Source organism: Bradyrhizobium sp. 25ACV, from assembly GCF_054863005.1.
Window position 1 is genome coordinate 203,525 of sequence record NZ_JAVAYO010000002.1, and the last position, 13,529, is coordinate 217,053.

The window sequence follows — 13,529 nt, forward strand, 5'->3', positions numbered from 1 at the left end:
ATAGATGGCCGGTCTCACCGCCGGGTAGTTCGAACATTAGCCATGCCGGTCTAGCAGGTTGCCGACATGTCGCATCGAAGCTCGATGAGCTAAAGCCGCAGCCGCCAGATGCTCCCGGTACCCTGCCTCTGCGGGCAGTTTCCAATGCTGCTTACTAGGATCTTGTTGAGCGTTTAAGCGCATCTTCCCACCATGGCGCGCGTGTCCAGGAGCGTGCGGAAGACAACGCATTCATGCGCAGCTCGGAAGCAGGCGTCCCAATGTCGGAATCCGAACCGACCGAGCGCGAGCACTCTTCTCTAATTGGTGGTTGCTGAGAACCGAACCATATTGGCGATCAGCCCGGCGCCAAGGCCCAGCTTGTTCGTCGCGCTCAGTGCTGCTTCCCGTTCAATTCTCTCAGTAAGGCATGCAGGAAGTCGCTGGCATGATCGTATTCGACGCGGCCATCGGCAACCGCGCGAGCGCGGGGACATAGGACATTGCCAACAATCTCGGGATCGAGCGTGTTGACGCGCTCAGACCACAGCTCAAGTAGACCGTCAGGTATGTCGTCGCTGGATCTGAACAGCTTCGTGAGGCAATGCTCGCCGTCGTGCCTCTGATCGTGGTGCGCTTTGGCAGCATAAAAGGCGAACAGACCGCGGAATGCTTCGCGGGAAACAGCGATCCTGGCCATTATTTCCCCTAAATCACTGAAGTGTCGCTACATTCTAGCAATCTAAGAAAGTAACCTAAAATAACACAAGGCCGGATCGGGAAAAAAATAGGAAAGTGCGTCAGCAAAGTTGCCGCAAGGTGGTAGCTCGCCCATTCGCGTAGATGGAAAGCGAGTTAGCGGGGCACTTCCCCTTCTTTCTTGGGCTGGGACGGCGCTTGAGAAACAGCTCCGTCACATCCCCCGCTGATAGCGTGCTCTAGGAGTGAGTGAGCTCTGAAGCGAGACCGTTGATGCTACCCACAGCGGTTCTGACGGCTTGATTTCCTGTGCCATTAGGGGCGAACGTATCGCACGGAACGAAGCGCAGATGGATCACCTTCCTCCAGATCGCGACCCTTGGAAAAGGTCTCCGCTGAGGGCACCAAGGCCTCTATCGCTGTGGCGCAGATTGCTCCGACCCCCGGAATGATCATTAGACGAGAAGCGACCTCGTCCCGTCTGGCGCGCATGCGTAGTCCTTTCTCCAGTTCTGCTATTTGCTCCGACAGGGCCTCCACATGCTTCAAGAAATTCTGGCAAAGGGTCCGGGCAGACGTCATATCCTGTCCCGGCCCCATAGCAGCCAACACAATGGGGTGCTTTCCGTGCCGCTCTCGGAAAGCTCGCTCGGAGCGCAACGAACGCGATGGCGATCGTCGGTCCACGCCGATCAGCTCCGGCCGTAAACTTCGGCACCGCCGCCGCGCGCAGGGCCGGCGGTAGGATCGACACCTTCAGGAAAATCGACGACGAGCGAATGGGTCGTCAGGATCAGCTTGGCCACCGACACCGCATTCTCGAGAGCGGCGCAGGTAACCTTGACGGGATCAATGACGCCGGCTTCGAACATGTCGGTAAATCTGCCGCTCCTGGCATCGAAGCCCGTGCCGGGTTGCTCGGCGACGACCCGTGTCACGATCATAGCGCCATCCTGCCCGGCATTGCCGGCGATGATCGCCAATGGGCGCTTGATCGCGTCGCGGACCAGCATCGCACCGGCTTGTGCGCCATCAACCTCCTGATCCACCAACGGATCGAGCCGCGCTGCGACCTGCGCGAGGGCAGTACCGCCACCGGCCACCACACCTTCGCCACGGGCAGCCCGGGCTGCGTTAAGGCCATCTTCGAGGAGTTGCGCCGTGCGTTTTTGCTCGACCGGCGTGGCGCCGCCTGCGAGCAGGAGTGCGGTCCCGCGGGTGAGCTTTGCAAGGCGATCGGCCAGCTTGTCGCGCTCGATATTCTGCGGTGCCTCGTCCCACAGCTTCTGGACCAGTTGCCGCCGCCCGTCGATGGCCGCCTTGTCGCCATTGCCGCCCAGGATCACGGTCGCGGATGCGGATACCCTCGCGCGCGTCGCATTGCCCAGATCGGCGATCGTCACCTCCTCGATCCGGGCACCCAGGTCGCGCGCGATCACGCGGCCACCCGTCATGATCGCGAGATCCTCCATCATCGCCTTGCGCCAATGACCGAATTCCGGCGGATTGATCGCGACGACGGTGCCACGTCCCTGAAGCCGAGCCTGCATCACCGCCGCGATGACCTCAGGCGCGATCTCGTCAGCTACCAGCAGCAGCTGACGCCCGCTCTCCTTGAGCTGGTCGAGGATACGCAGGATCGGCTCGGCCGATGGCACTTTGTGGTCGGTCAGCAGGATCGCCGGATTGTCGAGTTCGGCGGCCAGGCTTGAACTGTCGGTCGCCATATGATGCGATACGAATCCGCGATCGAGCACGAGCCCTTCGTCGACCTCCAGCCGCGTCGGTGAGCCCGGCAACGCATATTCGACATGGACGACGCCTTCGATGCCGACCCGCTCAAGCGCTTCCGCTATAAGCTCTCCCAGTGACGTCTCGGTGGCCGCGACGCTTGCAACCATGCGCAATTCGCCCTGACGCAGCGGCCGAGAGCCCTCTCGCAGTGCTTTGATGACCAGATCGCGGGCGTGGTCCATGCCGGCGACAACGTCGACCGCCTTGTGCTCGTGCTCGACCAGTTTCACGCCATCCTGCACCAGCGCATTGGCGAGCGCTGTGGCGGTCGTGGTGCCGTCACCGGCGATCTCATTGGTCTGGGCGGACACCTCGCGAACAACCTGCGCGCCCAGATTCTCGAACCGGCAGGGTAACTCGATCTCGGCCGCGATGCTGACACCATCGCGCGACACCAACGGCGTCCCGATCGGGCGATCCATGATGACGTTGGTTCCCTTCGGGCCGAGCGTACCGACGACAGCGCGGGCAAGCTGGTCCACGCCGCGCGCAAGCGCCGCCCTAGCTTCAGCATCGTAGAGCATGATCTTGGCCATCTATCGTCTCCTGAGCGCGCCGCCATCCGTTGGGCGGAGCCTTGTCATTCCGGTCTGGCTAGTGGGATGGCACGCGCCGGCGGCGCGGCCAACAGCGCGTGATCGTGTCATTCGTATTGGAGCGCCTCGTCCATGTCCCCGAAGAGGATCACGGTGTTCTCGTCGATCATCACCATCCGGCCGTAATGGGTGGCGGTGGAAATCTCGAAGATGTGCGGTGTCATCTCGCGGCCGAGCGCCTCGCTGATCTCGGCCATGTCGAAGACGATCTTACCCTCGCCGTCCACACGGATCATCGCCGGCAGGTAGGTGACCTTGACTCCTGGACGCTGTTCCATGATCTCTGCGATGCAGCGTGCCTCGACGCTGTCGTTCATCGTCACCCCGCATTGATGCGAGATGGTGCGTTCCTGGGTGATGTCCTTGAGCGGCGTGAAGAGCTGCTGCTCGGTGGTAACGGCCATGGTGTCGGTTCCTTTCGTGGCGCGATTATTCGACGGGCTCGGCGACCTGCAGCTCCGGCATCGGAATTTGCGTCGAGAAGACGCCGATCTCCGACACGATCGCCTGCAGGCGGTTGATCGCCGACGCATAAGATTCGGCGAACTGCGCGGATTTCACCCGCGGCTGTGACCAGATGGGTTGCAGATCGAGCGCCGCCTGGGTCGCGATCGGCGAATATTTGTCGAACCAGTCCTGCAGCAGGCGCCGATTGTCCTCACCATGCGCGGGATCGCGCACGAGGGTCGCAAACAGCTCAACCGTATTGGCAAGGTTGCGCTCGTAATCCGCTTCCGCCGCTGAGATGACGACGGGCGACGAATAGTCGCTCTGTGCCGCCGCGACCTGCATGACGAAACCGGAGCGGAACAACTCGCCTACCAGTGGCTCGAATAGCACGTTGACGATGAAATACTGCTCCAGGAAATCCTCGGCGCCGCGTGCAGATTCCACGAGTTCGCGAGCCTTCTGCCAGATCGAGTTCTCCAGCCAATTTCGCTTGCCGGCGTCGACGTCGAAGCCTTCGATGTCGAGCGCGATCTCGGCGAGATAGAGCGTTAGATCCTGCGCCAGCCGCAGCTTGTAGGACGAGTTGGTCAGGATCGCGTTGTTGACCATTTGGGTATAGCCGTAGCGCTGCGCGCGCATCAGCGCGGTGCCCAGGCCATATTCGGCATGCTTGAAGGCACCCAGATGATCTTGCAGTATTTTCACCCACGCCTTGTCGAAGCGCCTCGGTGCGCCGGCGCGCCGCGCGTTGTCGATTACGTTCTTGATCATGCCGCAGATGGTCGACTGGCGTTGATAGTGCGTCCGTTCCCATTCCTGGTCGGGCGCGCGATAGAGGTGCCAGTCGCTGCTCTTCAGCGCGGTCCACTCGTTCGAGTATGTCGGCGTGCCGTCCCCGAAGGAAATGATCCAATTCTGGAGGAGGTAGCGTTCGGGGTCCGGCTGGACGTCAACGGTGACGTCCTCGTAATGCGTCGCCCGACGCCCCTTCGGCTCGAAATAATTATAGGCTCGGCTATCCGATCCCGGAAAGGTCTTGGCGCCCGCCGCTGCGGACCTCTGCTCCTGCTCCATCGCTCGTCCAGACATCGTCTTCTCCCTCTCTCTCTTGGGCATTCGGCCTCATGCTTGGGTGGCTTGCGTGAACTTGTCGAAATACATCCTGGCCGGGTCGATATCGGCCATTTGCAGGATCGGCAGCGCGGCATCGATCATCGGCGGTGGACCGCAGCTATAGGCGTCCGCCTCCTCGATATTCTCCATGTCGAGCAGGTGGCGGCGCAGCACGTCGTGGATGAATCCGGTTTCGCCGTTCCACTCCGAATCCGCTTCGACATGTGACAAGGCGGGAATGAACTTGAAGTCGGGCATCCGCGCTTCAAGGTCGGCGAAGACGTCGAGCGCGAACAGATCCTGCGTTGTCCGGGCGCCGTAGAAGAAGCGAACCGGGCGCGTCTCGCCGCTTGCCGCCTGGTCGAGCAGGATCGACAGCAACGGTGCCATGCCAGATCCGCTGCCGACCAGGATCATCGGCCCGTCGCGCTGCTCGCGACGGAAGCAAGAGCCATAAGGCCCCTTCACCGTGATCGGATCACCGATCTTCGTCTCGCCGATCGCGGTCGAGAAGGCGCCGCCGGGATACCGCTTGATGATGAACGCCAGGCGATCGGGCTCACTCGGTGGATTGCCCATCGAATAGGAGCGCGTGATCTCCGCGCCATGGAGCGTCAGGTCCGCAAACTGTCCGGCCCAGAACTTCATCGGTTCGTCTAGGTCGATCGCGATGCGAACGATGTCGTGCGTCAGCGGCTCGACGCTCGCCAGCTTTCCGTTGAACGCCTTGACTGCGATCGAGCGCGACAGCAGGTCCTCGTCATAGTTGAGCAGCTCGACCTCGACGTCGCTATAGACGAGCGTCCGGCACAGCAGGACCTGACCGCTTTCCTTCTCCGGGTCGGAGAGCGCGAAGGTCGAATATTTGAGCATCTCCACATCCCCTTCGTTGAGGATGCATTTGCAGGCGGAGCACTGCCCTTCCTTGCAGCCGTGCGGCAGAGCGACGCCCTGGCGGAAGGCTGCGTCGAGGACGGTCTCACCTTCCTCCACTTCCATCTCGACCCCTACCGGCTCGAGGCGCACCTTGTGCACCGCCGGCCTACGCTGAGGCATTTCCTGTCCCATGATCATTCTCCGTGAGGCAGTCGCAGCGGATGCCGGGGGAGGCGGCGACACCACCTCCCCGGCCGCCGGTGGGGGTCAGATCCGGCGGATCTTGAAACCCTTGCGATAGTCCTCGACATGTTTGGCCCGCGCCTCGGGCTTCAGTTCGCGCAGCGCGAGCAGCGGGCTGCGGATGGTGTGGCCTCGGACATGGTCAAGCGTCCACATGTCCTTCTCCTCGAACGACATGTGCGGCTGAGCGATCAGCGTCTTGCCGTCAGGACGCACGAAGCCCATGTCAACGATGGCGTCGGCGACATCCCAGCCGTCATAGACCTCTTCCCACTGGCGGCGGCCCGAGAAGCGGCCCATCGCCGGGGTCGGACGGCCCTGATATTCGGCGGCGAACGCTTCCTTGTGGGTCCAACGGTCGACCTCGCTGGCATAGGTGAACAGCTCGCCGTCCACCTCGTCGACGCAGAAGTCCTCGCGGACGACGCATGGCACCAGGCTCGACCAGCAGCGATGCGGATAAACGTAGCCGGTGTCGGCGAAGGTGATGATCTCGCTGCCGGGTTTGGAGAGTTTCTCGTAATTCTCCCACCAGGCGCCGAACTCGTCGTACCAGCCCGGATACTTGGCCTCGAACCATTCGAAGTCGCGCTCGGTCTGCGCCTCGATCCGCCAGAAATTCGCCCACCAGCCGGCCGAGATGGCCTGCGCGACCTTGTGGACATAGCCCTTCTTGACGATCGAATCGAACGCCTCATGGACGTCGTCGTGGTGGATCTTGATGCCGTATTGTTCGAGCGGCAGCATATAAGTGCGATAATAGTCCTCGAAGATCCAGCGGTGCCACAGCTCCGCGTAGCTCTCCTTATTCTTGTCGCGATTCTTGGTGCCATATTCGATGATCGTACCGATCATCGCGTCAACGAACATGTGGTTCTGCCAGAAGGAATAACGAATATCGCGTTCCAACAGCAGATGATTATCTGGCTCCTTCAGGACCGACATCAGCATCGAATGGCCGTTGCCGATATGGCGGCTTTCGTCGCTTTGGACCGAGAGGAACACGGTCGGCAACGCGTAGTCGCCGTTGCGTGCGGCCTCCGACGGCATCGCCACAAATAGCGTGTTGGTGAACGCCGTCTCGGCGGCGACTTGGAGATAGATATTCGATGCGGTGATCGCATCACCGGTCAGGAAGGCCTCGCCAAACTGCCGCCCGATCGTCGTCGCAGCGCATTTGCCGAACGCCTTCTCAGTGATGTCGAACCCGGCCGGATCGATATAATTCTCCATGTACCACTTCTTGAGGTTCATCTGGATGGTCGAGTGCCGGAACTCGTCCACCATCTGCATCGTGAAGCCGGTGCGCAGATGATCGCCGGGGGCGAGCTGCCCGAGCGGCGCCATTGCTCGGGCGGCCGAGATCTCGGGGAAGGGGATGATCGCCAGGAACAGCTTCATCCATTCAATCCAGCGCGGCTCGACGTTGCGGAACATGTCGCCGCGCAAGGCTGCGTCGAGCGCGCCATAGACGCGATTGTCCTTCTCTTCCTGCATGGGGAAATAGGAACGCAGCACCTGCTTCATCGGGTCGCGCGGCGACTTGCTGATCTTGTAGTCGGTCGGGAACGCCATCGCGTCCTGCACATAGGACGGCGTCCAGCCCAGGTCGGCGATGAGGCGCGTCGCCTCCCCGATACTGATGCCCTTCTGGCTTGTGATCTTGTTGAGTGTGAGTGCCTCAGTCATCGCTCATCTCCTTTCCCTGGCGCGGCGGGGCTTTTTGCGGTTTGGCTGTGACGACATGGCCCGATCATCAGGCACGGCCACCGCTTGAGTCCGCTCAGCAACATACGTGCCAAGGGGAGAAGTGCTGGATTTCTTGGAATAGGCGGAGTGGGGCGCGTCATCAATGCGACACGGCGCGCAACACTATTGTCCCGTCGGTCCGGAAGCTGAGCGCGGTCTACGGTCAGGCGCAGAAATGAGTAGTGGGGGGTGGATGGTTCCAGATGAAGGCGTTCACCGCTCGCCAATGCTTCTGCGCCAGAGAGCGCTCCACGCCGCCGGGACCGGAATAGCCGCTGCGGTAACGCGCAGCCATCTCGCCATTTGTTGCTGATCGATGGATCTGAAACCTCCGGGCTCGACGGCAATACCCATTGCCATATCGCGTCGTTCACCTGGCCTCGCGGGGGCGCATGACCCCGATCGATACAAAGGTATATCAAAGCGGTTCGTGGCGTTGAGCCTCGCTGCGATAAATGTGCCTGAGACCCCAACACGACGCTCAAATTCGGCGTTAGACGGAACCTTTCAGCGGATTTCACCACAACGATTGTGTCAAGTTGCGCCGTACGCTTAGCAGTTTCAACGGCGGACCTCCTACATGGAAAGTCAGCATCTGAGCGAGTTGGGGATTGCAGCTTATCGAGTTGACATCCTGCGGTTGGCCGGCGGAGCCGACTAACCGAAATAGTTCCTTGAACTCCGCCAACGCGGAACAATCTAAGGATGGGAGCTCCTGGATCCGATGGCGCCGAAGTTGCCCGAGCGAACAAAGCGGCTCGGAAAAGGGCCGGACGCAGGTCAGGGTGTACTCAGGCAATTCGCGTGGGAGATCAGATCTATCAATGTGTGTCTGGACGACCTTCGCTGCTTCCAGGCGAATGCGCTCGGTATCACTGGACCGCAAATGATGATTTTGATGGCTCTGACCGACTTGGAACGCGATGAAGGCGTTCCGGTCAATGTCGTTGCAAAATTGATGAAGATCGGCTCGTCCTTCATCACGAAACATTCGAAGGAGCTTGAGACCAAACGATTCCTGCAGCGCACTCCAGGCGCGAAGGATGCCCGTTTCGTACATTTGTCTCTAACAGAGAATGCTCGCAAACGTCTTGCGAGCATCGCGGCCCAGCAGGAAGAGCTCGATCAGTTTGTTTTTGACTATCTTGGTATTCAGGAATTCGCGAGATTGGCTGGCTGCCTTAGGGGAGTTAGGCATAGGTTAGAAAAAGCTCGCCTGCACGCTGAACTAAAATCTTGAGATGAACTGAGTCATCAGGATGGCGATCTCGCTTCCTGAAGCGATTCCCGTCTTCAGCGTCGTTGGAGAGGGAAGCATTGCGGAGGAGGATTCGATCGCGGAGCGCGTCGGCCTGTATCCGCTCGACCACTTTCGCGCATTCCAGTCACTCGGTGACGTCGGCGCGAGCGAAGAGGACATCGCCGCACGGATTTCGTCGCGCCCGCAATTGTCAAGCAGCGTCTGCGCCTTGCCCTCGCGGCGCGAACATCTCATTTGAACTGCGATTTGCTTTCCTTGAGCAATCGCGCGTCGCGCGATCCGAAATCCAGAACCTGGCCCGCCTTACTGAGTAACGACAGACTGGATGGAGGTGTTTTGGATGCTTGAGGCGCAAGGATATATCGCAATTTCGGCCATCTACTTGGTCGTCGCCTGGGTTCACTGGCGGTTTTCAAACAAAGCTGACGTTGCGACCGGCCAATCGACGGCGAACGAGTCGAATGAGCAAGGAGCCAGAGAATGAACAAGGAGACCCTGATCATCTGCGCGAGTTACGCTGCCATCGCGCTGATCTACTTCGCGATGGCGATTGCTCATGCGCTGGGCATTTAGAAGAAGCCGGCGAGTGAGAGTGCGCTCGCCGGCTTGATTGCTAGCTCTCAGGGCTGGATTTTTTCGGTATTGGTTGGCGTTGGCGAGCACCGAACACTGCTCATATAACCGAGTTTCTCGAGGTCGATGGACGAGTTAACATCGCGATTCAATCGTGACATCTCGATGACCTTCGATGTGGATGGCATTGCATGAGCCAAAGACAATGTCGGATCCTTCATTCCAGAGGCTTGAGTCTCTTGGGGTGCCGGAAGGGAGAACATGACATGTCCTTCCCGATTGGCAAAGGAAGCCCGCGCTGACTTGATCTGTAGGGCCATTTCGGAAATCTCATCTTGCCTGTTCTTGAGCTCTGCTGTGACTTCCTTTTGCTGCCTCACAACCGAGGCGACGACAGCCGCGAGCGATTCCGGGCGCGCAGCCTGAAGGGACTGATTGATCAAGTGCATTTCGGCAACTTCAGATCGCAACTCGAGCGAGAATTCGATCATCGTCATCGTGCTTACAACCAGAGCGACGCCAGCTATTCCAAACCCTAGACGCAAGCACCATCGGGTCGTGAATATGCGTGCAATGGAGTTTGCAGCAGCGCCGAACCGCCCGCGTGGGTGAAGCTCTTCCCGAGGCTTCGGACCGCCCTGAGACTTTCCCGTCAGCTCGCGCAATGCCGGCGGCATTTCGGGGCGCAGTCCCGCTGCTCGCAGTTCCTCTCGAATGACGGCGGCCGGATAATCAAGAACATCCGTATGATCTTCCGGCGGGTTTGCGTCGAGGCGAGCCAAGATCGTTTCGATCAGCGGTTTATCCATGTTTACTCCTCCAATTCAGCGATCTTGGTGCCAGACGGCGGCTTACGCTTGAGGCGCAAGTCGTTCCGTTCAAGCGCCAGAATGATGCGGCGCAAATTCTTCTTGAGCGCGTCCACTTTTTGAGGAGAAACACTCATGGCCTCGGCGATTTCACGCGAGGTTCTCAGTCCTGCGAGCATATGCATCGCCACTTGGTTGGCCCCTGGGTCCTGTTGTTCGATTAGTTGCGAAAGACCCGCAATCGACAGCGCGTCGTCTTGAGTGGGACGCGCGGGGAAGCGGATCACCGCTTCATCATCGAAATCGAACAACCTTGCGCCTGGTGATCTCATCTGATCGCTGCGAATGCTTCGCATGATGCCGACGAGATAGACGAAGAGTTCGTATTTTTCTAAATCAACCGTCCTGGTTGTGAAGCTCCGCGTAATGGCTTCTTGCGCAAGTTGTTCGGCTTCGTGCCGCCTGTTCGCTCGGCCGACACTCATCCGATAGGCGACAGCGAGGACTCTTGGATAGAGGTCGTCCCAATCGATGTCGTCCACCCAGTCCGGTCGTTTTTGCATCCTTCACCGCCTTGATCGAGGCATTCTAATGCTCGCCGCCGATCGGGTTGGCGAACAGCTGAATCTCATTGGGGTAGGCGAGCCTGCGGCAGGTTTTCATCCCACTCGATCAAATAAATTCAACAACATAAAATCTTTGCAAAAACAGCGGCCTGTTCTTTTGGCATGAGACTTCCGGCGCAACGGGCCGGCGATCTGCAAGCTCGGCTTCAAGGTGTTCAGCTATGGGCTCTTCACGAAGCGCACCGTCAAGGAGACGCTCGGGACGATCAATCAGCCGATCGTCATCGGCGTGTTGCCGTCCAGCCGGGCGACATCGTCAGCGCGGATGATGACGGCGTGATGGTCGTGCCGACGGCGACCAGGGCCGCGGTCGTGAAAATCGCAGCCGCACGTGACGAGAAGGAAGCGGGAGTCATGAAGGCACTCCTGGACGGCGATAGTCTCGAGCTTTCCGGGATGAAACGGGTGCTTTCCGCCAACAATTGCACTCGGGACTGACGCCGGGCGCCGCTTTTCGCGCCGACAGCACCGGCAAGCGAGAATTGGCGGTGATGAAGGCGATCACACGGTTTCCGCCGGTGGCAAGAGCATCGTGCATATCCTGCATCACCTGATCGGCTTCGTTTCGCAAAATTCGCCGGCCACGTCATCCTGTTGGATGGCGAGCGTGCTGTCGAAAGCGAGCGAGACGGAAAGCCGTCCCCGCTCTCCTACCGAGCGGGGGCAGGAACTGTCTGGATCAGATCATCCAGCAGACCAGGTTCACTGCGGAAGACCAAACTTGATGCATGGGATCGGAGGCATCGAAGGGCGCTTCAGTTCCATGAGTTACGGTCTTGGAAAATGCAGGCCGCTACGGGCGCAGCCGGAAGATCGGCCGAGCGCCAGGGCCTGGTAACCTGGCCGATTGCCAAAGGGTGAATGGCGCTTCGGGTCTTCTCACCAGCCCCGCAGGTAGCGCCGTGAAAGGGGACCAAGGCCCAGCTCGTTTCCATCAGCCTTCCCGGGGGGGCACCAGGGAACAGAGGGCATTGGCTCTCCCGGTCAGCAATCATTGGCGATCCGAAAGATACGGAAACATATCAGATTGACAAGTCTGTCATGATCTGTGCGCGTATCATTTAGCTCATTAATGATCTGAAAACGTATCATGTCTTCTACATCGGATCCGCTCCTCAAGGACCTTGGCTTGCGCTTTCGCAAGGCGCGCTTGGCCGCTCGCTTGTCGCAGCAGCAAATCGCCCAGCGGGCCAATATCAGCAGGCCTCGCTATCGGGATATCGAAACGGGGGCTGCCGCCGCCCGTGCAACCACACTTGTCAACGTCGCACGCGCACTTGGCATGGAGATGATGCTGATCCCCCAGGCGATGGTGCCCGCTGTTCAGTCGATGCTCCAGCCTGCGGATAGTGATGATGATCGTCCTGCGTTCACGTCGGATGCCGAAGACGAGGAAGGATCATGAGCGCGACACCCCACGCCGCGGAGCGTATCCAGTCGCTCGATATCTCGTTGAACAATCTTCCGGTCGGCACCCTCGTCCGGACGCCGGGCGACTACAACGCGTTCAACCTCTTGCCTTCTTATCGGAGCTTGAACAACCCGCCGATCTTCAGCCTGTCGCTTCGATCGATCGATGGCGGCCTTCGCAGGGACCCGAAACCGATCCGCGGCGCACTTCCACCGTTCTTTGCAAACCTGCTGCCCGAGGAGAAGCTGCGCGAGGCGATGGAAAAGCACCACGCGGCGTCAGTCAGGCCGGGCAACGATTTCGATCTGCTCGCAGCTCTGGGAACCAATCTGCCCGGCGCGGTGCGCGCGCTGCCAAGTGACGGCATCCCCGTTCCCAACAGGAAGGCGCGCTTTTCGCTCGCCGGCGTGCAGATGAAGCTGTCGGTCATGAAAAACACGGGAAAGGAAGGCGGGATCACGCTCGCGGTGGACGATGAACAAGGGCAATACATCGCGAAATTTCCCTCCCTCACGCACATCGGCCTATCGGAGAACGAATTCGCAATCCTCGCCCTTGCGGAAGCGCTGGGGATGGACGTGCCCGCCCGTGAACTCGTCGACAGATCAGAGTTTGCCGGCATCCCGGAAGAATTCAACACCATGTCCACGGGCAAGGTTCTGCTTGTCCGCCGTTTCGACCGCGAGGCTAGCGGCGCGCGCGTGCAGATGGAGGATTTCGCGCAAGTGTTTGGCCGATATCCGTCCGAGAAATACACCGGCGCAGCCTATCACAACATCGCGGCAGCGCTGAACAGCGGCGTCTCCTTCGATGCAGCTATCGAATTTGTGCGACGCCTCGCCCTCACAGCGCTCACCGGCAACGGTGACATGCATCTGAAGAACTGGTCGCTGCTGTATCCCGGAGATGGCCGGACACCAACACTGTCGCCTGTCTATGACGTGCTTTCAACGATTCCCTACATCCCAAAGGACGGCATGGCGCTCAGCCTTGCCGGCGAAAAGTCGTTCAAGGCGCTGACCCAGGAGCGCTGGCGCAATTTTGCAAACCGCAGCCGTCTTCCGGAAGGGGCCGTGGTGACAGCAGTCGCTGAGACTGCGGCGATTGCGCGCGACAAGTGGTCGGCTCTTCCGGAACGCGATGTTGTGCCTGCGCAGGTCCTCGAGCGGATCGATGCGCATGTCGATGAAATGGCAGCCATCCTCGACCTTTAAGGTCGGCAGGTCTTCAAGCGCACATCACCCGATCCTGCCATCGCATAAGGGATGTTGCCGAATGCGCTCGCTCACAGATTTTCCGGCCAGGCTTCCGGGCATCATGCCAATCAAGAGGCGACGGCTCGTTCTCGAA

At 59.8% G+C, this 13,529-nt stretch carries 13 protein-coding genes; 4 read left to right on the forward strand and 9 right to left on the reverse strand.

The annotated features are described in order from the left end of the window. Positions 1–373: 373 nt before the first annotated feature. The 6 genes from RAD04_RS04715 to RAD04_RS04740 form a co-directional block, all read right to left on the reverse strand. Positions 374–679 carry a hypothetical protein gene (locus RAD04_RS04715; protein ID WP_461622841.1) on the reverse strand — a complete coding sequence of 102 codons (306 nt, stop codon included), beginning with the start codon at positions 677–679 and terminating at the stop codon, positions 374–376. Positions 680–1,370: 691 nt separating this feature from the next. Then, positions 1,371–3,008 (reverse strand): chaperonin GroEL, encoded by a 1,638-nt coding sequence (groEL, locus tag RAD04_RS04720; RefSeq protein WP_461622842.1) that lies wholly within the window; start codon positions 3,006–3,008, stop codon positions 1,371–1,373. Positions 3,009–3,115: 107 nt separating this feature from the next. After that, positions 3,116–3,472 carry an MmoB/DmpM family protein gene (locus tag RAD04_RS04725; protein ID WP_270163388.1) on the reverse strand — a complete coding sequence of 119 codons (357 nt, stop codon included), beginning with the start codon at positions 3,470–3,472 and terminating at the stop codon, positions 3,116–3,118. A gap of 25 nt (positions 3,473–3,497) precedes the next feature. Beyond that, a complete protein-coding gene (locus RAD04_RS04730) occupies positions 3,498–4,607 on the reverse strand; it encodes an aromatic/alkene monooxygenase hydroxylase subunit beta (RefSeq protein ID WP_461622843.1) in 1,110 nt (369 codons plus the stop codon). Positions 4,608–4,640: 33 nt separating this feature from the next. Then, on the reverse strand, positions 4,641–5,687 hold the full coding sequence (locus RAD04_RS04735) for a 2Fe-2S iron-sulfur cluster-binding protein (protein ID WP_461622844.1): 1,047 nt from the start codon (positions 5,685–5,687) through the stop codon (positions 4,641–4,643). An 87-nt stretch (positions 5,688–5,774) separates the two neighbouring features. Beyond that, positions 5,775–7,439 carry a ferritin family protein gene (locus RAD04_RS04740; RefSeq protein WP_270163385.1) on the reverse strand — a complete coding sequence of 555 codons (1,665 nt, stop codon included), beginning with the start codon at positions 7,437–7,439 and terminating at the stop codon, positions 5,775–5,777. Between the two features lie 784 nt (positions 7,440–8,223). Between RAD04_RS04740 and RAD04_RS04745 the strand changes: the two genes are divergently transcribed. Then, a complete protein-coding gene (locus tag RAD04_RS04745; protein WP_461622845.1) occupies positions 8,224–8,739 on the forward strand; it encodes a MarR family winged helix-turn-helix transcriptional regulator in 516 nt (171 codons plus the stop codon). Positions 8,740–8,758: 19 nt separating this feature from the next. Continuing rightward, complete coding sequence (locus RAD04_RS04750; protein WP_458176456.1) at positions 8,759–8,998, forward strand: hypothetical protein; 240 nt, start codon at positions 8,759–8,761, stop codon at positions 8,996–8,998. A gap of 382 nt (positions 8,999–9,380) precedes the next feature. Here the strand turns inward: RAD04_RS04750 and RAD04_RS04755 are convergent, their stop codons facing one another. The 3 genes from RAD04_RS04755 to RAD04_RS04765 form a co-directional block, all read right to left on the reverse strand. Further along, complete coding sequence (locus tag RAD04_RS04755; RefSeq protein ID WP_461622846.1) at positions 9,381–10,142, reverse strand: hypothetical protein; 762 nt, start codon at positions 10,140–10,142, stop codon at positions 9,381–9,383. 2 nt (positions 10,143–10,144) lie between these two features. After that, complete coding sequence (locus RAD04_RS04760) at positions 10,145–10,705, reverse strand: RNA polymerase sigma factor (RefSeq protein ID WP_461622847.1); 561 nt, start codon at positions 10,703–10,705, stop codon at positions 10,145–10,147. Between the two features lie 284 nt (positions 10,706–10,989). Further along, positions 10,990–11,124 (reverse strand): hypothetical protein, encoded by a 135-nt coding sequence (locus tag RAD04_RS04765; RefSeq protein ID WP_270163381.1) that lies wholly within the window; start codon positions 11,122–11,124, stop codon positions 10,990–10,992. A gap of 734 nt (positions 11,125–11,858) precedes the next feature. Here RAD04_RS04765 and RAD04_RS04770 point away from each other — a divergent pair. Together RAD04_RS04770 and RAD04_RS04775 are read left to right on the forward strand one after the other, a co-directional pair. Then, the gene (locus RAD04_RS04770; protein ID WP_461622848.1) at positions 11,859–12,173 is read left to right on the forward strand and encodes a helix-turn-helix domain-containing protein; all 315 of its coding nucleotides are present in this window, start codon (positions 11,859–11,861) and stop codon (positions 12,171–12,173) included. Further along, positions 12,170–13,393, forward strand: coding sequence for a type II toxin-antitoxin system HipA family toxin (locus tag RAD04_RS04775; protein ID WP_461622849.1), 1,224 nt, complete (start codon positions 12,170–12,172; stop codon positions 13,391–13,393). Before RAD04_RS04770 ends, RAD04_RS04775 begins: the two co-directional genes overlap by 4 nt. Positions 13,394–13,529: the final 136 nt, after the last annotated feature.